We start from the raw sequence: 26023 nt of genomic DNA on the forward strand, positions 1-26023 counted from the left end.
ATTTTACTAATTATTAATTGTTGATTATCAATTGAAAAAGTATCTTTTAGAACATTATCCATTAATTTGGAGTACACGAGTAGTGCCAATGCTAATAATAGCTCTTGGCGCGCATTTGTTATTCTTTTTGTTAGGACTTATTGCTTCTAACAGAGGAGGAATGGGATTTGCTGAAGACTTTTGGGCACTTCCGTTTGAAATCTATCGCATTGGGCTTATTGTCTTTTTTGTGAAATGGCTGATGGATTTGTACAGGTTCAATGCCTTTAATTGGTTTTATCCTAACAGTCCGCTAAAGTTGTTTGGAACTTTTGTACTCTTTTTTCTCGTAACTCTCAGTGTGATTGGTTTGCCAGTATCATTTGCTTTAGGGGTGTTATGCACTTCTTCTTTTGTAGGCATCGAGAATAGTGATTTAACTAATATTCATTTGTTTATCACCAAAGCTCCTTTTTCACTTTTTGCCTTAGGGATTGCACTCATTATCTTCTGTGTGTATATTACCAAATTGCGAACTTTCCTACTCACCATTGTTTTCACCAGTGTTTTAGCACTCATTTTAGCAATGTTATGCATTATAATTGCTATTGTAGGTGATATTGATTTTCAGTTAGTTTTATGGATATATCTATTCGCTTACTTTGCTGTAGCGATAGCCTCGGTTATAGGTGCACCTTTGCTTCCCAAACTCTACAGTGGTATTCTCATTTGTTTCAGCCTATTGCTCTTCCCTGCTGCTATTTTCACCATTGCTTTGCTAAAAGTAGATATCGACCAATTTTCTCAATCACTTTACTACCAACTTTTAGCTGGGGCTTTTCTATTTGTATTTTTATACAATTACCATATCCAGCAGTGGAAGGCAATGCCGGAGTAGGGGTTAGGGGTCAGGGGTTAGGATTTTTTATTTCTTACGGGGAAGAAAAAAGCTCGGGGGCGTTCTTTGAAGGCTTTCCACACACAACGTGCTAAGTATTTAAGTTCGGAAGCGGGGACTTCACGAGAGCGTAAAGCTATCCATAGTGACAGACCAAAACTCACAATAAAGTTACCCAAACCGATAATGCCTATCCCTAAAACACACCAAAAGATATTTTCTAAGCTAATGATAAAATTCATACCGTACAAGCCGTAAGCTAAATTACCACTAGCAAAGGTGATGTGGCGTATATCGATAGGTAAACCGAAGAACTCACCTACAGCCCAAGCGCTCCCCATAAACACTCCAAACCAAATATTTGAAACAATACTTGGCCACTTTTTTTGCATCCAATTGGCAACGCGTTGCATACGCATTTTGCCAAAGAATCCTTTGAGGAAAGGGTGCTCGGATAGGCGGTAATAGAAGTTGTTGAAGTTGTTCACACTGGCAACATTACCAGCAATAATACCCGATAAAAACAAAAATACCCCAGCAATACAAGCGTGTAAAAATACTGGTGAGTGCCATATATTGAGATCTTCTAACAAATGTAACCCCTTTTTAGTGGCAATATTATACCCTTGTAAATAACTCATTCCTATCACCAAAAGCATTGACACGGGGAAAGCCCCAAACACATTACCTACAAAAGCAATGAACTGCGAACGGAATAAACGCGTGAAGAGCGCTGAGAACTCAGTGTATTGACGGCGTTTTTGTTTATCGTCGTTATCGTTTAGGTTTTCTAAGGTTTTGGCAATAGTAGAAGCCGTCATTGCAGGCTGCTTGGTAGCCAAAGTAGATCCTGTGAGGTAAATAATCACAAAACCAATAGCATAGTTAAAACTATAGTTTAAAGCGCGGAAAAACGCACTTTGGTCAGGTACCATAGACATATAGAGTTTTACCAAACACATAAAACTCACAATTACCCCTCCCCATAAAGCGGTTTTGAGCATTTTGAAATACTCCCTACCTGTAGAAGTGATGTAGTGTTCCCCCGTTTTACCGGTATAATTTGTAATCTCGTAGGTAATGTTGTAAACACTATCATTTATCAATTTGCGAATATTGTTTTTCTTAGAGTTGGTTTTTACCATATCTAAGTAGAAAGCAATTGCTTTTTCGCGCTTGTCGACTTCTTTTTCTATAAACAAGTAGTTATAAAGACGTTTGATGCGTTTAATCTGCTGACGGATGAGCAAAAGTGTTTGGTTCACACTAAAGGTTACCCCATATTTTTCGGCGTTAGCATCGGCTTTGTTCACAAAATCTTCACATTGGGCAGCTAAGATATTGAGTTGTTTATAGTCTAATTCGTGTTCTTGTATATAGAGATAAGATTTATTTTCTTTAGCGAGAGTACGTGCGAGTTGATTTAGTTCGTCGTCGAGTGCGATAAAGGGGCTGTTTAAATGAGCATACTCAGGCACCATACGGTGTACATCGGTTTGTAGAGCGAGTCCTCCCATACGTTGTGAGAGAATCATTATCGCCAAGAGGATTTGTTTAGAGGTAGCTTTGCGCTCTGTATCTTCATAAAAAGTATTGACAGAGAGGATATCAAAAAGTTCCTTCCAATTGTCTAACGGGATTTGCAACACCCATTTAGCATCGGAAGGGCGATAAAAAATTTGGTTTAGTACATATTGGATATTCTCTTGAGAAGGCTGGTCGGGCAGGAGCTGACGGCTGATGCGGCGGCGTAATTCTTTGAAAAAAGAAACACTATTGAGTAAGCCAGCATCAGTGAATAGAAGTGTTTTTTGTTTGTTAGCAAATACATTGTGGAGTTTTTCTCGGAAGAAAGCGATGCGCTCAGGTTCGTGTTTTATTTCGGAGATGAGTTCATCGATATTGATAGGAGTTTTTTTATCTTTACTTTTGCGGCGAAAGTAGTTCACTACATCAAACACGAAATCGATATCTTCGTAGTTAGATGAGTGCATATAAGTCTCAAAGACTTCATAGATAGATTTATATTTTTTTGCGAATAGCGACATATTTTTCAATTAACAATTAATAATTTAGAATGGTGCAAAGGTACGAAAAATTTATCAATTTGCTAATCTACTAATTCGTTAATTAAAAAAAGGCTGCCCGAGTAGAACAGCCTTTTGAAATCTTATCTTTTATTTTTCAACTTATTAGAAGTTGTATCGTACGCCGAAGCTAAAGGTACGACCGTCACCGAAGTATACTTGGTTTCTTACATCAATATCTTGATAAGTTTTACTGCCATTAGTAGTGTGGATACTTGTATAAGACTCTGAAATATAGTAAGTATCAAGTACATTATAAGCTTGCACTGAGAAAGTAAGACGTTGCTTATCGGTAAGTTGCCATTTATAAGAAGCTCCTAAATCAAAGAGATTATAACTTGGTAATTTGAGAGCACCTTTTTCAGCTTCAACTTTTTTATTGAAATTAGAAATATTTAAATTCGCATATAGATCATCTACGTAACGCCAATCAACATCGAATTTAAGTCCTTTTATAGGTGGTAGTATAGTTAGACCCAAAGAAGCAGTTGTTTGCGCGGTAGAACCTACTTTCACTTTGTCTAAGAAAAGTTTTACTTGGCTAGCACTACCTGCTGGTACTACATTTCCTTGATCATCGATAGTTTCGTTGCTCTCATTAGTAAGATTACCAGAAGCATCTCCTTTATAGTACCAATCACCTAATGAAAGAGAAGCATTTACTCTTACATAATCATTGATTTTAGCATTTGCTTCAAGTTCTATACCTTGGTGAATTTCTTCAATACCTAAGATATTTGCATAAGCACGAATTGTATTATTTTTAAGGTTATTAGATTTGCGTAAATAACGATCCTTCCAAGAAGTGTGATATAGGTTCAAATTGACATTCAAAAAACTTGATTTAAACCCGTAACCGAGTTCTACTCCAAAAATTTTTTCATTAGTAAGAGAAGGGTTTAAGAAGTTTCGGTAATTAGGATATACAGCATCAAACAATGGTTGTTTAGAGTAATATCCTACATTTGCAAACACATTGTGATGTTCGTTGATATTGTAATTTATACCACCTTTGATATTATAACCTACGATATCTTTGAAACCTGTTTTAGTACTCATAGCAGTTTCAGGTTTACCTGTAATAGCTAATGTACCTGGTTTTAAAAAACTATCTATACGCTGGTAGGACTGTATCGAAGTAGCTCCTTGTATGAAGGCAGAAAAATGATCATCAGAGTATTCAAACTGAGAGAAAAGACCAAACCATTTCACTTCTCCATCATTGCTATAGCCTATTTGGTTTTCTAAAGGCTCTGTTTTTTGGAACGGATTCCAAGAAACATTAGCGGGAACAACGGTGGTTACCACATTAGGATTATTTAGATTCTTATTCTTATTGTCGGCATAAGAGTTATTTCCTAACATATCAGTAACAACTTGGTGGTGATAGCCATAATAGTATCTGCCATCTAACCCAATATTTGCTGTAAAATTATCATTAATTTGGTGTTGCAAGTTGGTAAGGAATCCATACCAATCGTGAGAGTTCACGGAACCATTGCGTATGAAACCTTGGTTTACAGAGCCTGCTGATTTTCCGCTAGGGTCGGTTACTCTTACACTTCTACCTGCTTCACCAGGGTGTTGCATAGTCTCCAATCCACTTACTGCCTGACCTTTGTTATATTGTACTGCTTTGTCAAAGTCAATCAAACCTTCTTCAGTACGAAGTGTATTTAAATAATGTTTTTGAAGGGAGTAAGATGTAGTACCGCTCACTGTTTTTGAAGAGAAAGAGTGAGCTTCTCCTAAAGAGTTGGTGCCCATACCACGTCCTAAAGAAGCGTATACTACGGTACTAAGTGAGGTACTTTCGCTTATTTTCCAATCCCAGTTGAGCATTGCTACGGGTTTGTGATATAGATTTTTCTTAATAGTATATTCTTCACCATCTAAGTATCCCCAATCTGAATTGTATTTGCGATTAGGTTCATCACCATCGCCATAGCGTAAATAATCAGACAACAAAGGACTGTTAGAGCGTTGGTGATGCCATTGTGGAGCTCCTGTAAACATCAGCTGGAAACTGTGTTTATCGGAAGGTTCATAGCCTAAAGCAAAATAATAGCTATAGCCATCAAACTTGGTACCATCTACGTATTTACGTCCGGCATTTTTACTGAATAACACAGAAGCCGACCAACCTGTAAGGCTCTTACCTGTATTGTAAGCAACTAATCCTTTATACTCTTGGTTACTACCATAGCTAAAGTAAGCAGTTCCTCCTTCGGACATATCGGCAGCACGTGTTACCACATTAATAGTACCTCCTACTGAAGCTATTGCTAACTTAGAAGCTCCAAGCCCGCGCTGTACTTGCATTGCTGAAGTAACATCGGCAAGACCAGACCAGTTACTCCAATAAACAGTACCACCTTCCATATCGTTTACAGGCATACCATTTACCATTACAGCAATGTTTTTGGTATCAAAACCTCGAATATTGATTTTAGAGTCGCCGAAGCCTCCACCACCTTTAGTGGCGTATACTGATGGCGTGCGATTGAGTACTTCAGGAAGTTCACGCGTGCCCAATTTTTCGATAATTTCAGTAGCTTGAATAGTAGAGACAGCTACTGGTGTTTTACGTTCTTTAGCAATGTCTAACAGTGTACTTTTAGCGGTTACCACCACTTCGCCCAACGCCTGTTGGTCGGTAGAAAGAGTAACCTTTATGTGTGCTTTACCGTTTACTAATTTGTAAGGAACGGTCTTGGTTACATACCCGAGGTATGAAAACTCCAAGGTGCCTGTAGGGGCATTTACATTTAAGGAAAACTTACCCTGCATATCGGTGGAGACACCGTGGGTAGTACCCTTAACCAATACATTAGCCCCCATCAGAGGTGCATTATACTCACCATCAATCACTTCACCCGTTACTGTTCCACTTTGGGCATAAGTAATTGTTGCGAGCAATAAAATTGCGACATTTAAAAACCAGCTTTTCATTTATATTTAGTTAATTAGTTTCTCAGCCGACGGTTAGTAGATTGCTCATACACAAAGTGACTAAAAAAACAAAAAGCTGTTTCACTTCTTATTTCAGGGGCAAAATTAGTGCTTTTTTATGAAATACAAACATTTTTATCGCTTTTTTTATAAACAAAGTAATCAACAAGTTATCAAACGACAAATATACAAGTAAATTAAGAATCTTAAACAGAAGAATAAAAATTCTAAAAATCTCTGACAATAAACAACTTACAATCATTAGTTATATTTATAACAAAAATATATTGTTAAATTTTAACGTTTCTTTAAATATAAAGTGTAGATTTGCAGGCTAAAAATTGACCAATAATGAATAAAACCAAAAAATGTTTTAGAGCGTCTGTGTTTATTGCTATTTTATTTTTCTTATTTGGTGGGATTACTGTATTAGTACAATTGTTAGTTCCTCATCTAAAAGACATTTTTGAACTCAATTACGCTCAAGCAGGATTTATACTCTTTTTTTTCTTTTTACCTTATTTGCTCTTTTCAATTCCAGCGGGAGTTACGCTTAGCAAAATAGGATACCAGCGCAGTATTACCTTAGGGCTCATTATTGTAGCTTTAGGGTGTTTATTGTTTTATCCCGCTGCCGAAATGCGTTCTTTTTGGGCGTTTATGATTGCTATTTTCGTATTAGGAAGTGGCATCACCCTCTTACAAGTAGCCGCTAATCCTTATATTGCAGCTTTAGGCAAAGAAAATTCTACTCACAGCCGACTCACTTTCTCTCAAGCATTTAACGCTTTAGGAACTACTTTTGCACCTATCATCGGGGCAGTTTACTTGTTGAAAGACGAAGTAAAAACGTCTGGTGAAATACGATCGTTAGATTTTTTAGAACGAAATATGTATCTACAATCGGAAGCACTAACTATACAAACTCCTTTTTTATATATTTCACTTATAGTGATTGCTTTAGCTGTTATATTTGGCATTGCACAACTACCTTGTCACACCACAGAAGAAGAGGTGGTTGATAAAAAAAGTTATTTTTCATTGTTAAAAAGAACGCCTTTACTTTTAGGAGCTATTGCTATTTTTCTATATGTAGGAGCTGAAGTAGCTATAGGAAGTTTTGCTATCAACTATTTGGTAGAAATAAATATGTCTGAAATATCACAATGCCCTATAGGAGGACCTATGTGGAAAGCTTTGGGAATCATTTTTAACAAACCAGACCTTATCAATGCCGATCCTAAGGCTATGGTTGCCATATTTTTGTGTTTCTATTGGGGAGGTGCTATGGTAGGGAGATTTATAGGAGCACAACTCAGTAGACACTTGTCTCCAGCTAAAATGCTGATGTTTGTTGGCTTATGTAACGTTGTACTCATTTTGATAGCCATCAATACAGGAGGGCTTTTCTCGATGCTGAGCCTATTATTGCTAGGATTCTTCAATTCTATTATGTTTCCTACTATTTTTGCTTTAGCTTCTGAAGGGATTGACGAATTGAAAGCTCAGGCTTCTGGACTATTATGTACTATGATTGTAGGCGGCGGATTAGTGCCTATCCTATTTGGTTTCTTCACTGATCGCATAGGGTTTAGCTTAGCATTTCTCACCTTAGTAGCGTGCTATGGTTATATTGCTTTCTTTGGATTCTACAAAAGTAGTAGATGATTTTTCGATTGACAATTGAAAAATTCGTTAATTCTTTTCAACCCTTTATAAATTCCTAAAAGCGCTGCTAACCTTACCCCTTCATAAACCAATGGAGTTGCTAAATTTGCCAACTTTATTTTTGCTTCATATCTTGAAGAAAGCACATCGTTATCAATAAAATACAAAAAAGGAGAGGGGAATTGCCATACTATTAGTTCTATAATATAAAACAGAAGAAATGCACAAAATAACTGCCAGAGGTAATGTAACAACTCCTTTTTCTTTGTTGCCAAATACAACAGCAAAGCGCTGTTTAGCAAGCTCAATACACCAAAAATACCATTGTTATTGAATTGCATCACAGCAGTAATCCCTATCAATGCCCCCGTGATGAGCAGAAAATAACCTATATTTTTGCACAACATAAATCCATATAAATAATCTCTAAACTTTATATTTAGAGCCAACAAACGATCACGTTGTTGTTTCTCTTCATCGTTTAAAAGCTCATAAGCTGTTCCTGCTGAGGGCATCATTTCTTTCATTACCTCTTTGAGCAAACGTTCGTCTTTAATCTGTTCAAGGAGTTCAGCAGGGTATCTTCCTTGTGCTAAAATCATTTTAGCTCGCGTGATGAGTCTTTCTTTATAGGCTAATTTCTCGGTGATATTCATTACTATATTTTTTAAAAGAAAATGCCAAAGATTATAACACAACCTTTGGCATCTATAATTTGCTAATTGACAAATTGACAAATTGACTAATTTGCTAATTCTACGAACAGTTCTTCTCCTTCTTTTACTACTTTAGCAACTTTCTTGCTAGTAAGTCCTTTGATAGCTTTATCCCATTTCTTGTTAGAGAAAGCAGTTTGTGTTTTAAGAGCATCTAAAAGAAGTTTTTCTGATGTTTTTAGTAGTTCAAATACTACTTTTTCATCTTCTGATAGTTCTACGCCTTTCTTTTCAGGACGCATTTGTGGGAAGAAAAGCACTTCTTGTATGCTCTCATTATTGGTTAGGAACATAATCAATCTATCCATACCGATACCTAAACCTGAGGTAGGTGGCATACCATATTCAAGAGCGCGCAAGAAATCTTGGTCGATGAACATAGCCTCATCATCACCTTTTTCTGAGAGTCGCAATTGCTCTTCAAAGCGCTCGCGCTGGTCGATAGGGTCGTTGAGCTCAGAATAGGCATTAGCAATCTCTTTACCACATACCATTAGTTCAAAACGCTCAGTAAGTGCAGGATTGTCACGGTGTTCTTTGGTAAGAGGTGACATCTCTTTCGGGTAATCGGTGATGAATGTAGGCTGAATAAAGTTGCCTTCGCATTTCTCACCAAATATCTCATCTATGAGCTTGCCCTTGCCCATTGTTTCATCTACTGCAATACCAATAGAATGTGCAAAGGCTCTTAGTTCTTCTTCTGTTTTCCCTGTGATATCAAAACCTGTAAACTGTTTGATAGCCTCGGTCATCGTAATACGAGGATAGGGAGCTTTGAAATCTACTGTATGGGCTCCAAAAGTAGCCTTAGTAGTACCATTTACTGCCATAGCGCAATGTTCGATCAAACGCTCGGTGAAGTTCATCATCCAGTGGTAATCTTTATAAGCCACATAGATTTCCATCGCAGTAAATTCTGGGTTATGAGTTCTATCCATTCCCTCGTTACGGAAGTTTTTAGAAAACTCATACACTCCATCAAAACCACCCACAATAAGACGTTTTAGATAGAGTTCATTGGCAATACGCATATAGAGCGGAATGTCCAACGCATTGTGGTGAGTGATAAACGGACGCGCACTAGCTCCCCCTGGGATAGCTTGCAATATAGGTGTTTCTACTTCCAAATAACCTGCCTCATTAAAAAACTGGCGCATCGCATTGAACAGCTTTGTACGTTTGATAAATACCTCTTTCACTTGGGGATTTACTACCAAATCTACATAGCGCATACGGTAGCGTTGTTCAGGGTCGGTAAAGGCATCGTGCACTTTGCCATCGGCATCTACTTTAGGCATTGGCAGAGGGCGCAATACTTTAGATAAGAGGGTAAAATTCTTAACGGCTACTGTTTTTTCACCCATCTTGGTGATGAATAAATAACCTTCTACCCCTATAAAGTCGCCTAAATCGAGGAGTTTTTTAAACACCTCATTGTAGAGCGTTTTATCTTCCTCAGGGCACATCTCATCGCGATTGAAATACAACTGCATTGTGCCCTCGCTGTCTTGCAAAGTAGCAAACGAGGCTTTTCCTTGTACGCGCAAGGACATCAACCTACCAGCAACCACTACTTGCTTGCCTTCTTCATAACGGTCGGCTACATCCTTAGAGGTAGTATCGACAGGATATAATGGAGCGGGATATGGATTAATCCCTAATTCTTTCAATTTAGAGAGTTTTTCTCTACGAATGATTTCTTGTTCTGATAACATCTTTTTTAATGATTAATGTTTAATGATTAATAGTTAGTGGTTAGTTAATACATTTCATATTGGAAATAGTAGGTAACATCTTCTGAATCTTCCATATCCTTACGTTTAGATTCTATTTTTATTACACGTCCTTGTTTATCCCAATGGAATTTATTTGTTTGGTTATAACTTTCAAAAACCCAAAGAAGGGGATTTTTTTGGATAAACTTTCCTTGACCTCTTTCACCATCTTCTTTACCAAAAGTTATAGTGATAGGTAGGTGATTTTTAGTATTAGAAAGTGTGTATACGGTTTTATTTAGGTCATCTTCATCAATAATTTTATTACCTTCACGTTTGATTATGTTTTCATAAATTGACCAAGTATCGGTGGAAAAATTTGTTCTATAGCAATTTAAAAAATCATCTTGCAATTGGTAATAATCACAACTATAATAGAAATGCTTACCGTCATACGGAGGTGTTTCCTCTTTTACAACTTTCTTAAAAATTTCATTGTCGTTATACAGATATTGAGCAGTAGTGAGAGGTTCTGCATCTGACTGATATTCTACGAGTTCTCGCAATAATCCGTCTTCATATTTACATTCCATATATACTTCGCCATCTTGTCGCTCTATACGAGATAGTAATCCTTGTTCATTGAGACAGAGTCGCATTTGCACTTGTTTGTTTTCTTTTACTGTAATGCGCTTGACATTTTTCAAATTTAAAGAAAAAACAGGAGAGAGCATCAAGGCTTGATTGATCAACACATCTTTCACATATCTATCTGATACTTCTTTGGAGTGCGATGTAAGATGTTCTTTTTTCTGTTGAAAGTGCTTTAAACGTTTTTGAAATTCGGTATAATAGCTTGATTCAACTTTCTTTTTGAGTAGTTTAGGTGAAAAATATTCAGTAGCCCCTACTAAATCATTGTACAGTAAGGGAGTAGAACTTTTTTTACCATCCCAATAAACCACTCGCACACAGCCTTTACCCTCTTCATTATCAAAATGAATAGTAGAGTGTTTGTAATTATCAAAAGTTAAAGGCTGTGTACTGATCCAAGCATAACGTATTTTGGGGTTTAAAGATTTGAAATTCTTCGCTAACTCAGCTTCTTCACGTGTGCCAAGATTGTTAGGAATACCACAATATTCTCCTATTACAATAATAAAAATAGGTTGTCCTGCTGCTATAAAATTATTGTTTTCATCGTCGTTTTGGGCGTGAGCAGGCACTAACATTAAGACGGTAAGACATAAAAAAAGTAAGTGTTTCATAAGTTTAATACATTTCATACTCATACGTATAAACTGTTTTCTCTTTTCCTTCAGTAATTACAATTTTGCTAATACGCTGGTTGTTATCCCAATGATACTCTGTTTTTTCTCCTTCAAAAATATTTTCCCAATGAGTAGGCTGTTTTGCTATTATTTTACCTTCCTTATTTTTGTATTTATAAGTGATTGGTAAATAGTTCTTAGTCCTTGAAAGATGAATAGTAAGATCTAATTCTTTATTAACAATAAGATTTCCTTGCTTGATAACAGCTGCTCTTTCATTTACTGAATAATCAAAAGTTGAAAAGTGTACTATATATAAATCTAAAAAATCTTCTTTGAGTTGAGCGTAATTACAATTGTAATAATTCCCAAAAGGCGGATTATCTTTGGATATAGCTTTCGCGAAAATCTCATTATCATTATAAGCATACAAGATTTCATCTATAGCACCCTTACTTGATTTTTCTATCTTTTTGTGCAATAATCCATTTTCATAAACATATTCATTTATTGATGACTCCTCACCATCTTCAAAAAAAGACCTTGTTTTAATAAGTTGCCCCTTTTCATTAAGATAGATAGTTCGACTATTTTTTCCATTGCATTTTACTTGAATCACCTTAATTCCTTTTGTATTAATGGGCAAAAGTTCATAAGAACTCATAAACTGACTATAGTCTATTTTTTTAACAAGTTCATAATAAACAAATCTATCAGAAACTTCTTTAGAATGAGAAGTGATTTTCTCTTTTTTACTTTTGTATTCCTTAAGTCGTGCCTCATACATCTCTTTTTGCCCATATACAGATATAGACAACAATAGACTAATACACAAAAGAAATAAGTGTTTCATCATTCTTAAAAAATAGATTGTATGATTTTCTGTTGGATTTCTAATAAATAAGTTCGTTTGATACTTCCTACCCTTTTAATAATATCACCCTGTCTACACTTCATTTTCTAAATACTTTTCTATCACTGGTGCAGCCATACGTTTAGCATTGCTCAAAAATATTTCTCTCTCTTGAAAATAATCAATGAGCATTGTTCTGTATTCTAAAGCCTTATTAGTATATGAAGCGCTGACTGACGTATTACATCTGAAATGTCTGTTTGTAAGGTCATATCTCTAAGAGTATCAAATAAGGGTAAACTATCAACAAGAGCATTGTAGTCCACTTCTTTTTGAATAAAAGGTATTTTCCAAAAATTAGAAATATAACTATCTAATTTTTTATCTGTTTTTTCTAATACTGATAAGGCATAATCATTATAGTTAGTGTGTTGATATTCACTTATAGGAAATGAATTAATCACACCAAATGATGAATACAAATCATTTTGTAAAACTGCTGTAGTCATATTTTTAGCTTTTTTACTACTCCTTATACACTCCCATATTGAGATATTTGTTCATACGTTTTTCGACTAAGCGGTCGGCAGGAAGTTTTTTGAGTTCTTTATAGGCGTCGAGAATCACTTTACGCACGGTGTTGAATATAGCTTCACGGTCGTGATGAGCTCCTCCAAGAGGTTCTTTGATGATTTCGTCGATGAGTTTGAGTTTTTTCATATCGGGAGCGGTGAGTTTGAGGGCTTCGGCAGCCTCTTTTTTATACTCCCAACTACGCCATAAAATAGAAGAGCAAGATTCTGGTGATATTACTGAATACCAAGTATTTTCGAGCATATATACCTTATCGCCAATACCGATACCTAAGGCACCTCCTGAGGCACCTTCACCTATGATAAACACGATAGTAGGCACTTTGAGTCGCGACATTTCCAAGAGGTTACGCGCAATAGCTTCCCCTTGTCCGCGTTCTTCGGCTTCAATACCTGGGAAAGCGCCTGGGGTATCTACAAAGCACACTACAGGAATATTAAATTTTTCGGCTTGTTTCATCAAACGGAGGGCTTTGCGGTAGCCTTCAGGATTAGCCATACCAAAATTGCGATATTGGCGCATCTTCGTATTTGCTCCTTTTTGCTGACCAATAAACAAAAAACTTTGATTATCTATTTTGCCAAAGCCTCCTATCATCGCTTTATCGTCTTTCACATTGCGATCGCCGTGTAATTCTAAGAATGTATCACCAGCAAGCGCCTTAATATAATCCAAGGTATAAGGACGCTCAAGATGGCGAGAGATTTGTACTCGTTGCCAAGCTGTGAGGTTACCATAAATCTCTTTTTTTACTTGGTTGAGTTTTTTTTCTATCTTTTTGCAAGCGTCGGTCATATCCACATCACTTTCATTCCCAATGGTTTGACACTTTTGCATTTGTTCTTCTAACTCTTTGATTGGCTGTTCAAAATCTAAATATTCCATAGACTTAACTATTAATTTGGTTTATTTTCAGAGGGCAAAGATATGAATTAATTAACAATTGACAATCAACAATGAACAAATTTAATTTGCTTCGCCATAAATTCGGCGTTCTGAAGGTTGCTCACACTGGTAGTGAAAAATAGTTTGAGGCTCTATTTTCAGCTTTTTAAGATCTGTAGTACTTTGTTGCAGTTCTAATATTTTAAACTTGTGATACTCAATATTGTTATAAGGATCTTTATAAACATTTTTAGAGGCGTCATACTGCAAAAAAGAGTCTTCAATATTAGACGAAACTGTCTCATCTTTAAGCTCCATATACATTGCTTGAGGATCGTTTAATACATCAAATCGAAGCATTTCTTCCAGCTCTTTATCAACTTCATCCTCGTCTTCTTTAGCAAAGGCGAATTCACTAAGTTCCTCTATAGGTATTTTTTTTATTTGCTTTTTAATACTTTTTACAGCTTCTTGATTCTGTTCAAGTGTTCCCATATTGATAAAAATCAAACAAGTATGCCCTTCTTTTTCTACCAAAGCTCCTGCTCCATCAAGTTGATAATGAGAACGCTCGCCATACCAAATGAGAAAATCATTATTGTCATTCAAAGTAAAACGAGCTGTATTTTTAAGTCCTTGCGTTAGCAAAGGCAACTCATTTGAAAAATCAGCAATAAGTGTTAGGCTATTGCCTATCTCTTTTTTACTAAATGTATGTACGTAACGACTTGGTAAACAATTAGGATTCTCATTGAACACCGAGAACGTTTTGCCGTTCTCATACTGAAGATAATTTTTTCCATCTTCAAAGTTAGCAAATCGAATACGTACCTCATCAGGTTTTAAGTTTTTGTTGTGATTGCCATAAACTAAAAAGAGAGGACTCTTCTTAGGTTTAAAGAGTACCATTCCATCGGAAAGCACTTCATAAGTACCTGGAATCATAGTCATATACCCATATAGCGCAAACATTTTGTTAGGAAAGAGAAAAATTCCTCCTCCTCTACCTTTGTAACTTCCCACTAAATCTTTATTTTGAGCAGAAAGTCCAGCAACAAACATTAAAAAAATGAATGATGTAAGAGCTTTGTTTTTCATAACATTATTTTTTTTGGGGACAAAGATAGTAAAATAATTGATAATGAACAATTGATAAGTACGAATAACAATTTTAGTTTAAGACGCTGCATATTTTCTCTTTTTTTAGGACATTTTTACTGGCCTCTTTCTTTCCTTTTAGAAACTTTTTTAAGAAAAATTTGGCAGTTTAAAAAAAACATATTACCTTTGGCTCGTTTTTAAAAAAATATTACTTTTATGGAGTTTCCTCCTGAATTAAAATACACCCCCGACCATATTTGGGCACGCCTTGAAGGCGATATTGCTACAGTGGGCATCACCGATTTCGCTCAACAGCAACTCAGTGATATTGTGTATGTTGAAGTAGAAACTATAGGTGATACCTTAGCTAAAGACACTATCTTTGGCACTGTTGAAGCTATCAAAACTACCTCCGACCTCTTTATGCCGATGAGTGGTGAAGTACTCAGCTTTCACGAAGCCTTAGTTAAAAAACCTGAAATGGTAAATGCCGACCCTTATGGTGAGGGCTGGATGATACAAATAAAAATCACAACACCAGAAGAATGGGATAGCCTGCTCTCAGCAAGTGATTATCAAAAACTTATCAATGCTTAAAACTCATAAATACACGCTATTATGGGTGATTTGGACAATAGCAGTTATCAGCTTAAGTCTCATCTCCTCTAACGAAATACCTAAACCTCCACGTATTCCTTATGCTGATAAGATTGCGCATTTTGGGTTTTATTTTGGATATACCAGCTTGTTTGTACTTTCTTTTGGCAAAGAAACTCAATGGGTACAATCTATAAAAAAAGTATACCTATGGGCGTTTATTACTGCCCTTGTATTAGGGGCTACAATGGAGTTTTTGCAAGGTGCGCTCACCACCACCCGTAGTGCAGACCCTATAGATATGCTTTTCAATGCATTTGGCACAATTGTTGCTCTATTATTTATAGCAAAATATAAAGAATTATTTAAATAATTTCTTTCAAGTATATTTAGTAACCTTTTAAAAAGAAAATCATTATGCAACCTAAAAAAAATCCAAAAGCCGATTTGGCTAAAAGCAGTGGATTGTTCTTCGCAATAGGATTTGCTCTTGTTTCTGGACTCTCACTTTTCGCTTTTGAGTACACTCGCGAAGACAAAGGTCCAGATAAAGTTACCTTATCCGATGCCGACAAAAATCTCGACGAAGAACAAGAACAATTCGTAATGGAGAACCCTGATACTCCACCGCCACCACCACCTCCACCAGCTCCTGCTGTTGTAGAAGAAGTGAAAGTAGTAGACAACAAAACTGATATCAAGGACGAAATTATCGCTAGTACTGAAACCAGTAAAAAAGAAGAAGTAGTAGCTGTACAAAAAATTGAAACTCCTCAAGAAGAAGAAGTAGCTATTGATGTACCTTTTGCTGTGATTGAAGATAAACCAATGTTTGAAGTTTGCAAAAATGTTCCTAAAGACAAACAAATGCAATGCTTCAAAGAAAACTTGGACAAACACGTGAAAAACACTTTCAAATATCCACCTGCTGCTCTTGAAATGGGTATCCAAGGACGTGTGAATGTGAGTTTCCGTATCAATACTGATGGTACTGTATCTATCCTTGGTGTTCGTGGTACCGACAAATTACTTGAAGAAGAAGCTAAACGCATTATCAAGTCTATCCCTAAATTGATTCCTGGTAAACAACGCGGTAAACCTACCCCTGTAACGTTCGCTTACCCTATCAACTTTACTCTTTCTAACTAATTAAATTAACAAAATATAAAGTCAGTAGTGAGGACTCCTTACTACTGACTTTTTTAATTACACAACCTTTTTTTATCAAACCCTATTACCATTCATTTTATTATGAAAAATCTAATCTTTACACTTTTAGCTACGTTCTTCACTATTATTAGCTATGCTCAACTAAAAGATCCTAACGACAACCTTATCAGCCATTACCCTAAATTCGACAAATGCAAAGATGTAACTGAAGAGGAGGCAGCGTTGTGCTTTAAAACACAATTAAACAAATTTATAAATAGACATTTCATCTACCCTAAAAAAGCTAAAGAAAAAGGACTACAAGGAAAAGCCATTGTTTCTTTTTGCATCAATGCCCAAGGGAAAGTTGAAATCATAAATGTTAGCGCAACCGATAAAATCTTCGAGGAAAACGCAAGGCGTCTTATTGAAAAACTTCCGCAATTAATTCCTGCTGAAGAAAACGGAACTCCTACCTCCATAATGTTTGCTTACCCTATTAATTACACATTAGGTAATAACTTTTAAAATTTTTGAAAAAATGAAAAAATATATACTTATACTCTTAACACTACTTTTTGTAGGTTTTAGCTACGCACAAAACAAAGAAGAAGAAACTGATATACCCTACTCTAAAGTAGAACAAAAACCAAGATTTCAGGAATGTAAAGATGTTCCTGAAGATGAAACTTTCAAATGTTTTCAAGAAGTACTCAACAAACATATAGAAAACACGCTAAAATATCCTACTGAAGCTAAAGAGGTTGGGATAGAAGGAAAAGTAAATGTATCTTTTCGCATCAAAAAAGATGGCAACACAGAAGTTATAGGACTAAGAGGTGTTGATAAAGTTTTAGAACAAGAGGCTAAACGTATTATCGAAAGTATGCCTAAACTTATTCCTGCCAAACAAAACGGGAAACCTATAGCTGTAACTATTGCTTATCCTATTTTTTTTAAATTATAGTTATCAACTCATTAGGTAACAACTTTTAAATCTTTTTGAAATGAAAAAATATATACTTATACTCTTAACACTACTTTTTGTAGGTTTTAGTTACGCACAAACAGAAAATAACAAAGAAAAAACTTTAGAAGAACTAATACCTCCCCAATTTAAAGAATGTGAAAACATAAATATCCCTGAAAACAAACGATTTGTTTGTTTTAAAGAACGCTTAGACAAACACGTAAAAGATACTTTTAAATATCCTGAAAAAGCCATAAAGAAAAGGATAGTAGGCAGAGTTTATATAACCTTTTGTATCAATACCGACGGGACTATCACTACAATAAGTGTTAAAGCTCCTCATAAACTCTTAGAAAACGAAGCTAAACGTATCATCGAGAGCCTTCCTACACTTATTCCTGCCAAAGATAAAGATGGGAAACCAACAGAAGTAGCGATAACTTATCCTATCAACTTTAATCTATTGTAGTGAGTAAATTTTCACCCTTTTAAACTTTGGCACACTTGTTGATTTACAGCTTATAACAAACTGTTAAAAAGCTTTTTAAACCTTTGTTGATAGTACATTTAATAACCTTTTAAAGAAAAATCATTATGCAACTTAAAAAGAACCCTAAAGCCGATTTGGCTAAACAAAGTGGGTTGTTCTTTGCAATTGGTTTTGCCGCTATCTCTGGGTTTACCTTATGGGGATTTGAGGCAAAAATGCAAGACAAAGGCAACCTCAGCTATCAATACGCTGTAAATGACAAAGCAGTGATAGAGGAAGACCCCATAGCAATTGAACTTCCTACTCCCGAAATGCCTCAACAAGCCCCTCCACCACCTGTCCTCACTCAGGAAATTGAGGTAGTAGAGAATGACAAACCTGTGGATGAAGTGCTTATCGGGAATACTGACCCTAGTGATCCTACTCCCCCTGCGCTACCTGAAAGTATCCCAGTGGTAGAAGATGAAAATCCAGAAATAGTAGTCCCTTTTGCAGTAATTGAAGACAAACCTCTTTTCCAAGAATGTAAAAATGTGCCTAGAAGTGAGCAAATGAGTTGTTTTAAAGAACACTTAGACAAACACGTGAAAAACAACTTCAGATATCCACAAGCTGCTCTTGATATGGGTATTGAAGGACGTGTGAATGTGAGTTTCCGCATCAATACCGATGGCACTATCAGCATTTTAGGCGTGCGTGGCACCGATAGAATATTAGAGGACGAAGCAAAACGCATCATCAGTACAATTCCAAAGCTAATTCCAGGCAAACAACGCAACAAACCTACTGCTGTAACCTTTGCTTACCCTATCAATTTCAAATTAAGTCACTAATTTTTAAACCTTAGTCGTTAGTATTGTGTTGTTTAACACCCAATTACTAACGACTATTTTTATAAACAATTCTAAATCTAATGAAAACAAAAATACTTATACTATTTACATTTCTTTTTGTAGGTTATAGCTATGCACAAATAGTAAGTTGTGATTTTAATGCTAAAGGAGTGCAAGAAAAAGAAGAATATGCCATTCCTTTTCAAGTAGTAGAAGAAAAACCTAAATTTATGGCTTGTGAAGATGTTTCAAAAGAAAAAGAAGCAGAGTGTTTTAAAGAACAGCTCAACAAACACGTGATTAGGTATTTCTATTATCCTAAAGAAGCGATTGACAAAGGTATACAAGGCAGGGTAATTGTAAGTTTTCAAATTAACACTAACGGCACTGTAACCATTAGAGACGTTCGTGGAACTGATAAACTTTTAGAAACTGTTGCCAAAGAGATTATTGAAAAACTACCTACTTTCATTCCTGGCAAACAAGACGGAAAACCTGTTCCTGTAACCTTTAGTTATCCTATCAATTTTAAACTAACATACAAAAATTAACAACTACTATGACAAGATTTCTATTACTATTGTTTTTACTATTAGGTTATACTGTTTATAGTCAAGAAGACCCTTTTACTTTACCTTATACATTTGTGCAAGAAAAACCAATGTTCGAACAGTGCAAGGATAGTTTGAAAGAAAAGCAATTCGGTTGTTTTAAAGAGCAATTAGACAAACACATTTTCAAATACTACAAGTATCCTATGGCAGCACTTGAGATGGGTATCAGTGGGAAGGTGAAATTAAAATTCCGTATCAATACCGATGGCAGTGTTACTGTTTTAGAAGTACGAGGAATTGATAAACTATTAGAAAAGGAAACGGAACGTGTTATCAAAACTCTACCACCTTTTATCCCTGGCAAACATTTAGGCAAGCCCGTTGCTGTAACTTTTTCGCATATTGTCAATTTTAAAATTGAACAATAAAATGAAAAAGTTATTACTAATACTATTGTTTGCAATCACTTACTACAATACCTATTCGCAAACTGATACCCTTTTCTATGCTAATGTAGAGGAAAAACCGAGATTCGTAGAATGTAAAGAGGTAGCAAAAACTCAAGAAATCCAATGTTTCAAAGAACAGATGGATAAAATTGTAAAGGAATATATCAAAAGTATTACTTCTCAAGGCACTTGTGGTTTTATTCAGGGAAGAGTGAATGTGAGTTTCTGTATCAATCCCGATGGTACTACCAAAGTACTTCAAATGAAAAGTACAGATAAAGATTGGGAAGCTGTCACACAATCTATTATTGAAAGTCTTCCGCCTTTTATTCCTGCCAAACAGAATGGAAAACCTGTAGTAGTAAAAATGTTATGGCCTATACGATTTGAGTTAGAGTAAAAACTAAAGATACCAATGAAAGCAATAATTACCTTTATAATATTCTTCTTTGTAACTTCAACAAGTTACTCACAAGTACGTTGTGGAGAACCAATAGCTTCAGATATATCAAAACTTGACACAATTCCTTATGGGATAGTAGAAAAAAAACCAATATTTAAAGAATGCGAAAACTTAACTAACAATGAACAAGCTCTTTGTTTTAAACAACAGCTTGAAAAACATATCGCAACACACTTGCGCTACCCTATGGAATTTTGCGGGCAAGGTAGAGTGCTTGTAAGTTTTTGTATAGGAACTGATGGTTTTTCAAAAGTATTGAGAGTAAATAGCCTTGGATTGCCTAAAGTATTTGAAGATGAAGCCAAACGCATTATCGAAAGTTTACCTTGCCTTATTGCTGGTCAACAAAACGGAAAAACCGTAGCTGTAATTTTTGTTTACCCTGTGAAGTTTATAGTTCAACACTAACGATTTTTTATATTATGCAAAATAGTATCTTTATATTTTTAGTACTTTTACTGATGGGAATAGGTAATAGTTATGGACAAAAGAAAAAGAACAAGGCTACTCCACTACCAATATTGAAGGTAGATATACAAACGTGTACTTTACCCAAATACAATGATAATACTTATTATAGTACTCCTACTGAAATAGAAGAAAATGACACGATTCCTTATCATTGGGTAGAGGAAAAACCGCGATTTAAGGAGTGTGAAGATATTCCAGAGGCACAACAATTGGAGTGCTTTAAAAAGCAGTTAGACAAACACGTAAATACATATATATGTAAGATTATACCTCAAGGGACTACCTGTGAAATGACACAAGGAAGGGTTATTGTACAATTCTGTATCAATACTAATGGCTCTGTAACAGTGCTCGCTACACGCGGTAAAGATGAAAGTTTGAAGCGCGAAGCCAAACGCATTATTGAAGCATTACCCCATTTTACTGTAGGAAAAGTAAAAGGAAAGCCCATAACAGCAACTTTTGCTTACCCTATTCACTTTTAACTATTCACTTTTAACTATTCACTTTTAACTATTCACTTTTAACTAACCGTTCCACCACGCTTCTATCGTTTGCTAATCGTTGTATTTTGTTCTGTCCGCCGAGTTTGCCTTGCGACTTCATATAAGAGGCAAAACCGCCTTCAGGTACTTCAGTGATTTTAAGCGGTTGGAGTACTTTTCCTTGTATAAGGTCGTAGTAGTACATATTCTGTTTTTGCAATGCCTCGTCTATCACTTGGGCAAAGCGTTTCATATCAGTAGGTTTTTGCTCAAATTCTACAAACCATTCGTGATAAGGCAATTCACCTCCTGCCGGATTCACTTGAGGGGCAACCGTAAACTCTGTGATACGCGCTCCCGTAGCCTCTAAGCCCTCACGCATTGCCTCTTCCACTTCTTTGCCAATCACGTGTTCGCCAAAAGCCGAAATAAAATGCTTGATGCGCCCCGTAACTACTATGCGGTAAGGCGCCAACGATGTAAATTGCACGGTGTCGCCTATATTATAGCCCCAAAGTCCGGCATTGGTAGATATAATGAGTACATAGTTTACCCCCAATTGTACGTCCTGCAAAGCCACTCGTTTGGGGGCATCGCTGAAGAAAGTATCGGCTTCTACGAACTCGTAGAAAATACCCGAATTGAGCAATAAGAGCATTCCTTTTTCCGTTTGACTATCTTGATAGGCAAAGAATCCCTCGCTGGCAGGATAGAGTTCTATGCTATCCACTTTACGACCAATAAGGTGCTCAAATTGTTGGCGATAAGGTTCGTAATTCACCCCTCCATAAATAAACAAGTTGAAATTAGGAAACAATTTTCCTATCTTGATACCTGAGCGCGTGTATAACCGCTCGAAGTACATCAGCACCCAAGAAGGTATCCCGCTGATGAGAGTCATATTTTCAGAAAAAGTTTCGGTAACAATCGCTTCTACTTTGGTTTCCCAATCTTCTATACAGTTAGTTTTGTATGACGGCATACGATTGCGTTGCAAATAAGCAGGCACATAGTGCGCAACTATGCCCGAAAGTCGTCCTGTTTTAATGCCGTTTTTTTCACCTAAAATAGGACTTCCTTGCAAGAAAATCATCTTTCCTTCTACAAAATCGGCTTTTTTAGTCTCGTGTATATAACATAAAATCGCATCACGTGCTGCCTGAATATGGAAAGGCATTGAGGCTTTGGTAATAGGGATATACTTCGCCCCGCTGGTAGTCCCTGAAGTCTTGGCAAAATAGAGCGGTTTGCCTTTCCATAGCACATCTTTTTCGCCTTCCACTACCCTATCGATATAAGGGCGCAAGGCTTCATAATCTCGTATAGGCACGCGAGCCACAAAATCTTCATACGTTTGGATTTCCTCAAAATGATGGTCACGCCCAAAAGCCGTATTTTTAGCTTGTTCTATAAGCGACTGGAATACTTTTTGTTGTGTGTCTATTGGAGCTTTAGCCCAGCGGTCTATCTTTTTTTTAACGATAGAGGCAAATATTTTGGATATATATGATTTAATCATAATGAAGTCTGTTTGACTCCGCAAAGATACTACTTTTTTTAATTTCAATATGATGAAAGCACTAATTTTATGCGTTTTGTGTGGGATATTGCCCTTACAAGCGCAATTTATTCTTCCTTCTAAAGATGTTTCGCTCATAGCAGTTATCGATAAAGAATATCATTTTTATCACCAAAAGAAGAACGGTAACTATGTAGCGATGCTACTCAACTTCCGCAGGAAACCCTTGCCCGATAGTACTTTCTACGCCTATACTCCTTATTGGACAATGGGTGACAAAGAACTTAGCTACAATGATTTACACTTGCGAAAAGACGCTTTTATTGAAATGAAAGATGTGCGCCCTACTATACTTGATGAAATGATTGGCAAAAACTTTGGTAACCCTACTGTTATGTTAAAAAAACAGAAGACACATTGCTTTAGTTTGCTCAATACTTCGGTAGCCAGCGAAAGAAAATTAGAATTTGAAACCAAAGCATATAAGGGTGAGAGACTTATCATTGAAGACGAGGAGGGGTGGTCTCATATTGTTAAAGACACACTACCGCGATGGGAATCTTACGAATTCCAATATTATGCTTATTTCGTTTTAGATGTAGGTAAAGGAAGATACTTTTTCTTACTCTCTGACTTAAAAGGTGGAGATAACACCCCTTATATTTCAAAAATTTATTTTCCTCCAAAAGAAAAAAAGACAATCGCAGCATTAGATCGCTATAGTTGGCAAAGAAACATTAGCAAAATGGAAGAACTGCCTCCTATAGAAATGTGTTATACCAAATGGATAAACTATTGGAATGTAAATGAGTTTTTGACACTTCGACCCCAAGGAAAACAATATGAGTTGGTAAATCGCTTTAACCACAAAGTGTTACCTAAATCCTATGACACCATTTACTACAATGAATATGGGGTCATTGGCAAGAATAAAAATTCTTTAGACTTTTATAATTACCAGCATCAACCTATAAAATTCAAAGGGGTGAAAGTAGCTTATTTGTACAACATAGGTATAGAAACTCTTACTGAAAAAGGAGTAGAACTATACGATATGAACGGACAAAAAGTTGCAAAATTACCAAAAGCTTATAGAGGCTATTGTGGGCTCAGTTTTCGCGAGGAAGTGTATAGCCTCAATAAAGATACGATTGAGGGGCACATTACTCATTATATAGATTTTAAAGATACTCCTCTGATGAGTGGTAGTGAAGTAGCTGATGAGAGATACCGCCTCATAGACCGCAATGCTGAAGAGGAGGTCGCCTTTATAAATGCAAGAGACTATTACGGGAGAAGCTACTTAAGTTGGGATAACAAAGAAGAGGAAAGAACACGTTTATTTCCGCACTTGCTCAGTGTAAAACGCGAGGGAAAAGTAGGACTTTTTTACTACGATTATTCAAATGCTACAAACTATACGAATGAAGAAATACAAAATCTCTACAATAATTTCTTTTTAAAAGACGAAGATGGAAGCTCCGTACTTATACTTGGGATGATACCTACTGTTATAAAATATATGAAAGGCAAACAGTTATTGCCTTTTGTATTCGATAAAATTAAGCAGAAAGAAAACGATGTTATCTACTTATACAAGGACGGCAAGATAGGATTCTACCCGCAAACCTCAGCCCAATACGACAAAGCCATTCCTCTCTCAACATCATTTTATGCAATAGAGAAGAATGGCAAAAAAGGGTTCTTGGATATTCACACACTCCAAGAGTATTTTTAGTAAGGTATATCGTCGTCGGTTGAGGTGGTGGAAGGAGCTCCAAAAGCCTGAGCAGGGTTCGCCATTGGCACGGCATCAAAAGCTACATTTTCGTTCATTTTAGAAGTAAATTCCTGAGGTATTGCCGATAAGAAACCTCCACTGCTATATTCATCTAAATTTGCAAATCTACCTAAATGTCCTTCAAACTTCAAACGTATATTGTCTAACCCACCATTACGGTGTTTTGCTACAATAAATTCGGCTTGTCCAGCGGTAGGAGTTTGAGCTTCGTCATCCCATTCCATTATTTTGTAATACTCAGGGCGATAGATAAACGATACGATATCAGCATCTTGCTCAATCGCTCCTGATTCACGCAAATCGGATAGTTGAGGGCGTTTGTGACCAGGACGTGCCTCTACGTTACGCGACAATTGAGAAAGTGCAATTACCGGTATGTTGAGCTCTTTGGCAAGCGCCTTGAGGTTACGCGAAATGGTAGAAATTTCCTGCTCGCGGTTACCAGCTCCTTTGCTACCTCCGGCAGTCATCAGCTGCAAATAATCAATTACAATTAGCTGAATGCCATACTGTGAGGAAAGTCGGCGTGCTTTAGCTCGAAGGTCGAAAATAGAAATAGAAGGGGTATCGTCTATATATAAAGGGGCTTTTTCGAGGTCTTTCACGCGGTTGTTGAGCACATCCCATTCGTAGGCTTCCAATTTACCGGTACGAAGTTTTTCGGAGGAAAGTCCTGTTTCTGACGAGATTAAACGGGTAATAAGCTGTACTGACGACATTTCCAAAGAGAAGAAAGCCACCGGTATTTTTTGCCCTACAGCGATATTGCGTGCCATAGAGAGCGTGAGGGCTGTTTTCCCCATACCAGGGCGCGCGGCCACAATAATAAGGTCACTCGCTTGCCACCCCGAAGTGAGTTCATCTAATTTTGTAAACCCTGATGGCACTCCACTAAATCCATCGGTTTTATTAGACAATTCTTCGATTTTCTTTACCGCTTTATACACCAAATCACCTGCTGTTTCAGTAGAGCGTTTTAGGTTGTTTTGGGTAACCTCATAGAGTTTTTGTTCCGCTTGGTCAAGCAACTCAAAAGTATCGGTAGTTTCGTCGTAAGCATCTTCTATAATTTCAGACGAAAGTTCTATCAAGCGGCGTTTGATAAACGTCTGCAAAATCAATTGAGCGTGGAACTCCACATTGGCAGACGACGATACGCGCTGAGTGAGGTTGATAAGATAGAATTCTCCTCCTGCAGCTTCTAAGTTGCCATCTTTGCGCAATTGTTCAGAAACTGTGATAAGGTCGATAGGTAACGATTGGTTGAAAAGTTCAAAGATAGCTTGATAAATTAATTGATGTTGTTTTTTGTAGAACACATCGGGGCTAAGCATATCGATAGCGTTGTCAACACCGCGTTTATCAATGAGCATAGCGCCGAGCACTACTTCTTCGGCATTGAGGTTTTGCGGGGGGAGTTTACCGCGTTCAATACTCGTTTGTTGCTGAGTAAAACGCTGATATTGAGGTGTAATTTCAGGAGTTATTATATTTTCAGATTCATTCATAGCGCAAAAGTACAA

General features: G+C 36.5%; 26 protein-coding genes. 15 read left to right on the forward strand and 11 right to left on the reverse strand.

The window, feature by feature from the left end; all coding sequences use genetic code 11:
* Positions 1-31 precede the first annotated feature (31 nt).
* Entirely contained in the window at positions 32-877 is an 846-nt protein-coding gene (locus tag JMN12_RS05785) for a hypothetical protein (RefSeq protein ID WP_238423823.1), read from the forward strand.
* A gap of 17 nt (positions 878-894) precedes the next feature.
* Here the strand turns inward: JMN12_RS05785 and JMN12_RS05790 are convergent, their stop codons facing one another.
* Together JMN12_RS05790 and JMN12_RS05795 are read right to left on the reverse strand one after the other, a co-directional pair.
* Positions 895-2925: a recombinase gene (locus JMN12_RS05790; RefSeq protein ID WP_203137940.1), complete on the reverse strand. Its 2031-nt coding sequence runs from the start codon at positions 2923-2925 to the stop codon at positions 895-897.
* A 144-nt stretch (positions 2926-3069) separates the two neighbouring features.
* Positions 3070-5916 (reverse strand): TonB-dependent receptor, encoded by a 2847-nt coding sequence (locus JMN12_RS05795; protein ID WP_009413525.1) that lies wholly within the window; start codon positions 5914-5916, stop codon positions 3070-3072.
* A 351-nt stretch (positions 5917-6267) separates the two neighbouring features.
* On the opposite strand from JMN12_RS05795, the gene JMN12_RS05800 reads away from it, so the two are divergent.
* On the forward strand, positions 6268-7584 hold the full coding sequence (locus JMN12_RS05800) for a sugar MFS transporter (protein ID WP_203137941.1): 1317 nt from the start codon (positions 6268-6270) through the stop codon (positions 7582-7584).
* Here JMN12_RS05800 and JMN12_RS05805 read toward each other — a convergent pair.
* From JMN12_RS05805 to JMN12_RS05835, 7 genes are all read right to left on the reverse strand, one after another.
* Positions 7566-8240: a hypothetical protein gene (locus JMN12_RS05805; protein WP_203137942.1), complete on the reverse strand. Its 675-nt coding sequence runs from the start codon at positions 8238-8240 to the stop codon at positions 7566-7568. The genes JMN12_RS05800 and JMN12_RS05805 overlap by 19 nt on opposite strands.
* A gap of 86 nt (positions 8241-8326) precedes the next feature.
* Entirely contained in the window at positions 8327-10015 is a 1689-nt protein-coding gene (lysS, locus tag JMN12_RS05810) for a lysine--tRNA ligase (RefSeq protein ID WP_203137943.1), read from the reverse strand.
* Between the two features lie 44 nt (positions 10016-10059).
* Complete coding sequence (locus JMN12_RS05815) at positions 10060-11283, reverse strand: hypothetical protein (protein ID WP_203137944.1); 1224 nt, start codon at positions 11281-11283, stop codon at positions 10060-10062.
* A 4-nt stretch (positions 11284-11287) separates the two neighbouring features.
* Positions 11288-12142 (reverse strand): hypothetical protein, encoded by an 855-nt coding sequence (locus tag JMN12_RS05820; protein ID WP_203137945.1) that lies wholly within the window; start codon positions 12140-12142, stop codon positions 11288-11290.
* Positions 12143-12342: 200 nt separating this feature from the next.
* On the reverse strand, positions 12343-12648 hold the full coding sequence (locus JMN12_RS05825; RefSeq protein WP_203137947.1) for a hypothetical protein: 306 nt from the start codon (positions 12646-12648) through the stop codon (positions 12343-12345).
* Positions 12649-12664: 16 nt separating this feature from the next.
* The gene (locus JMN12_RS05830) at positions 12665-13618 is read right to left on the reverse strand and encodes an acetyl-CoA carboxylase carboxyltransferase subunit alpha (protein WP_203137955.1); all 954 of its coding nucleotides are present in this window, start codon (positions 13616-13618) and stop codon (positions 12665-12667) included.
* Between the two features lie 81 nt (positions 13619-13699).
* Entirely contained in the window at positions 13700-14716 is a 1017-nt protein-coding gene (locus tag JMN12_RS05835) for a hypothetical protein (protein WP_203083684.1), read from the reverse strand.
* 219 nt (positions 14717-14935) lie between these two features.
* On the opposite strand from JMN12_RS05835, the gene gcvH reads away from it, so the two are divergent.
* The 12 genes from gcvH to JMN12_RS05895 all read left to right on the forward strand — a co-directional run bounded on the left by gcvH (position 14936) and on the right by JMN12_RS05895 (position 21180).
* Complete coding sequence (gcvH, locus tag JMN12_RS05840) at positions 14936-15316, forward strand: glycine cleavage system protein GcvH (protein WP_009413536.1); 381 nt, start codon at positions 14936-14938, stop codon at positions 15314-15316.
* Positions 15309-15689, forward strand: coding sequence for a VanZ family protein (locus JMN12_RS05845; protein ID WP_009413537.1), 381 nt, complete (start codon positions 15309-15311; stop codon positions 15687-15689). Before gcvH ends, JMN12_RS05845 begins: the two co-directional genes overlap by 8 nt.
* A gap of 44 nt (positions 15690-15733) precedes the next feature.
* Positions 15734-16465 carry an energy transducer TonB gene (locus JMN12_RS05850; protein ID WP_198467125.1) on the forward strand — a complete coding sequence of 244 codons (732 nt, stop codon included), beginning with the start codon at positions 15734-15736 and terminating at the stop codon, positions 16463-16465.
* A 102-nt stretch (positions 16466-16567) separates the two neighbouring features.
* A complete protein-coding gene (locus tag JMN12_RS05855) occupies positions 16568-16993 on the forward strand; it encodes an energy transducer TonB (protein WP_203083683.1) in 426 nt (141 codons plus the stop codon).
* 13 nt (positions 16994-17006) lie between these two features.
* Complete coding sequence (locus JMN12_RS05860) at positions 17007-17432, forward strand: energy transducer TonB (protein WP_009413540.1); 426 nt, start codon at positions 17007-17009, stop codon at positions 17430-17432.
* Positions 17433-17472: 40 nt separating this feature from the next.
* Entirely contained in the window at positions 17473-17904 is a 432-nt protein-coding gene (locus tag JMN12_RS05865; RefSeq protein ID WP_203083682.1) for an energy transducer TonB, read from the forward strand.
* Positions 17905-18029: 125 nt separating this feature from the next.
* The gene (locus tag JMN12_RS05870) at positions 18030-18758 is read left to right on the forward strand and encodes an energy transducer TonB (RefSeq protein WP_203083681.1); all 729 of its coding nucleotides are present in this window, start codon (positions 18030-18032) and stop codon (positions 18756-18758) included.
* A gap of 80 nt (positions 18759-18838) precedes the next feature.
* Complete coding sequence (locus tag JMN12_RS05875; protein ID WP_203083680.1) at positions 18839-19309, forward strand: energy transducer TonB; 471 nt, start codon at positions 18839-18841, stop codon at positions 19307-19309.
* 8 nt (positions 19310-19317) lie between these two features.
* Entirely contained in the window at positions 19318-19740 is a 423-nt protein-coding gene (locus tag JMN12_RS05880; RefSeq protein ID WP_009413544.1) for an energy transducer TonB, read from the forward strand.
* Between the two features lies 1 nt (position 19741).
* Positions 19742-20161: an energy transducer TonB gene (locus tag JMN12_RS05885; protein ID WP_203137963.1), complete on the forward strand. Its 420-nt coding sequence runs from the start codon at positions 19742-19744 to the stop codon at positions 20159-20161.
* 15 nt (positions 20162-20176) lie between these two features.
* Positions 20177-20632: an energy transducer TonB gene (locus JMN12_RS05890; RefSeq protein ID WP_203137964.1), complete on the forward strand. Its 456-nt coding sequence runs from the start codon at positions 20177-20179 to the stop codon at positions 20630-20632.
* A gap of 14 nt (positions 20633-20646) precedes the next feature.
* A complete protein-coding gene (locus JMN12_RS05895; RefSeq protein WP_203137967.1) occupies positions 20647-21180 on the forward strand; it encodes an energy transducer TonB in 534 nt (177 codons plus the stop codon).
* Between the two features lie 28 nt (positions 21181-21208).
* Here JMN12_RS05895 and JMN12_RS05900 read toward each other — a convergent pair whose 3' ends face one another.
* Complete coding sequence (locus tag JMN12_RS05900; RefSeq protein ID WP_203137969.1) at positions 21209-22699, reverse strand: GH3 auxin-responsive promoter family protein; 1491 nt, start codon at positions 22697-22699, stop codon at positions 21209-21211.
* Positions 22700-22748: 49 nt separating this feature from the next.
* Here JMN12_RS05900 and JMN12_RS05905 point away from each other — a divergent pair, with 49 nt between their 5' ends.
* Complete coding sequence (locus JMN12_RS05905) at positions 22749-24437, forward strand: hypothetical protein (RefSeq protein ID WP_203137970.1); 1689 nt, start codon at positions 22749-22751, stop codon at positions 24435-24437.
* Here JMN12_RS05905 and dnaB read toward each other — a convergent pair.
* Positions 24434-26008, reverse strand: a complete 1575-nt coding sequence (dnaB, locus tag JMN12_RS05910) for a replicative DNA helicase (RefSeq protein WP_203137972.1) — start codon at positions 26006-26008, stop codon at positions 24434-24436. The genes JMN12_RS05905 and dnaB overlap by 4 nt on opposite strands.
* Positions 26009-26023 lie beyond the last annotated feature (15 nt).

Source organism: Capnocytophaga genosp. AHN8471, from assembly GCF_016806945.1.
GTDB classification, from domain to species: domain Bacteria; phylum Bacteroidota; class Bacteroidia; order Flavobacteriales; family Flavobacteriaceae; genus Capnocytophaga; species Capnocytophaga periodontitidis.

Excerpts from the sequence above, each read along its gene's own strand:
- JMN12_RS05790 (WP_203137940.1), bottom strand. The coding sequence starts at position 2,925 with ATGTCGCTATTCGCAAAAAAATATAAATCTATCTATGAAGTCTTTGAG.
- JMN12_RS05795 (WP_009413525.1), bottom strand. The coding sequence starts at position 5,916 with ATGAAAAGCTGGTTTTTAAATGTCGCAATTTTATTGCTCGCAACAATT.
- JMN12_RS05800 (WP_203137941.1), top strand. The coding sequence starts at position 6,268 with ATGAATAAAACCAAAAAATGTTTTAGAGCGTCTGTGTTTATTGCTATT.
- JMN12_RS05805 (WP_203137942.1), bottom strand. The coding sequence starts at position 8,240 with ATGAATATCACCGAGAAATTAGCCTATAAAGAAAGACTCATCACGCGA.
- lysS (WP_203137943.1), bottom strand. The coding sequence starts at position 10,015 with ATGTTATCAGAACAAGAAATCATTCGTAGAGAAAAACTCTCTAAATTG.
- JMN12_RS05815 (WP_203137944.1), bottom strand. The coding sequence starts at position 11,283 with ATGAAACACTTACTTTTTTTATGTCTTACCGTCTTAATGTTAGTGCCT.
- JMN12_RS05820 (WP_203137945.1), bottom strand. The coding sequence starts at position 12,142 with ATGATGAAACACTTATTTCTTTTGTGTATTAGTCTATTGTTGTCTATA.
- JMN12_RS05825 (WP_203137947.1), bottom strand. The coding sequence starts at position 12,648 with ATGACTACAGCAGTTTTACAAAATGATTTGTATTCATCATTTGGTGTG.
- JMN12_RS05830 (WP_203137955.1), bottom strand. The coding sequence starts at position 13,618 with ATGGAATATTTAGATTTTGAACAGCCAATCAAAGAGTTAGAAGAACAA.
- JMN12_RS05835 (WP_203083684.1), bottom strand. The coding sequence starts at position 14,716 with ATGAAAAACAAAGCTCTTACATCATTCATTTTTTTAATGTTTGTTGCT.
- gcvH (WP_009413536.1), top strand. The coding sequence starts at position 14,936 with ATGGAGTTTCCTCCTGAATTAAAATACACCCCCGACCATATTTGGGCA.
- JMN12_RS05845 (WP_009413537.1), top strand. The coding sequence starts at position 15,309 with ATGCTTAAAACTCATAAATACACGCTATTATGGGTGATTTGGACAATA.
- JMN12_RS05850 (WP_198467125.1), top strand. The coding sequence starts at position 15,734 with ATGCAACCTAAAAAAAATCCAAAAGCCGATTTGGCTAAAAGCAGTGGA.
- JMN12_RS05855 (WP_203083683.1), top strand. The coding sequence starts at position 16,568 with ATGAAAAATCTAATCTTTACACTTTTAGCTACGTTCTTCACTATTATT.
- JMN12_RS05860 (WP_009413540.1), top strand. The coding sequence starts at position 17,007 with ATGAAAAAATATATACTTATACTCTTAACACTACTTTTTGTAGGTTTT.
- JMN12_RS05865 (WP_203083682.1), top strand. The coding sequence starts at position 17,473 with ATGAAAAAATATATACTTATACTCTTAACACTACTTTTTGTAGGTTTT.
- JMN12_RS05870 (WP_203083681.1), top strand. The coding sequence starts at position 18,030 with ATGCAACTTAAAAAGAACCCTAAAGCCGATTTGGCTAAACAAAGTGGG.
- JMN12_RS05875 (WP_203083680.1), top strand. The coding sequence starts at position 18,839 with ATGAAAACAAAAATACTTATACTATTTACATTTCTTTTTGTAGGTTAT.
- JMN12_RS05880 (WP_009413544.1), top strand. The coding sequence starts at position 19,318 with ATGACAAGATTTCTATTACTATTGTTTTTACTATTAGGTTATACTGTT.
- JMN12_RS05885 (WP_203137963.1), top strand. The coding sequence starts at position 19,742 with ATGAAAAAGTTATTACTAATACTATTGTTTGCAATCACTTACTACAAT.
- JMN12_RS05890 (WP_203137964.1), top strand. The coding sequence starts at position 20,177 with ATGAAAGCAATAATTACCTTTATAATATTCTTCTTTGTAACTTCAACA.
- JMN12_RS05895 (WP_203137967.1), top strand. The coding sequence starts at position 20,647 with ATGCAAAATAGTATCTTTATATTTTTAGTACTTTTACTGATGGGAATA.
- JMN12_RS05900 (WP_203137969.1), bottom strand. The coding sequence starts at position 22,699 with ATGATTAAATCATATATATCCAAAATATTTGCCTCTATCGTTAAAAAA.
- JMN12_RS05905 (WP_203137970.1), top strand. The coding sequence starts at position 22,749 with ATGATGAAAGCACTAATTTTATGCGTTTTGTGTGGGATATTGCCCTTA.
- dnaB (WP_203137972.1), bottom strand. The coding sequence starts at position 26,008 with ATGAATGAATCTGAAAATATAATAACTCCTGAAATTACACCTCAATAT.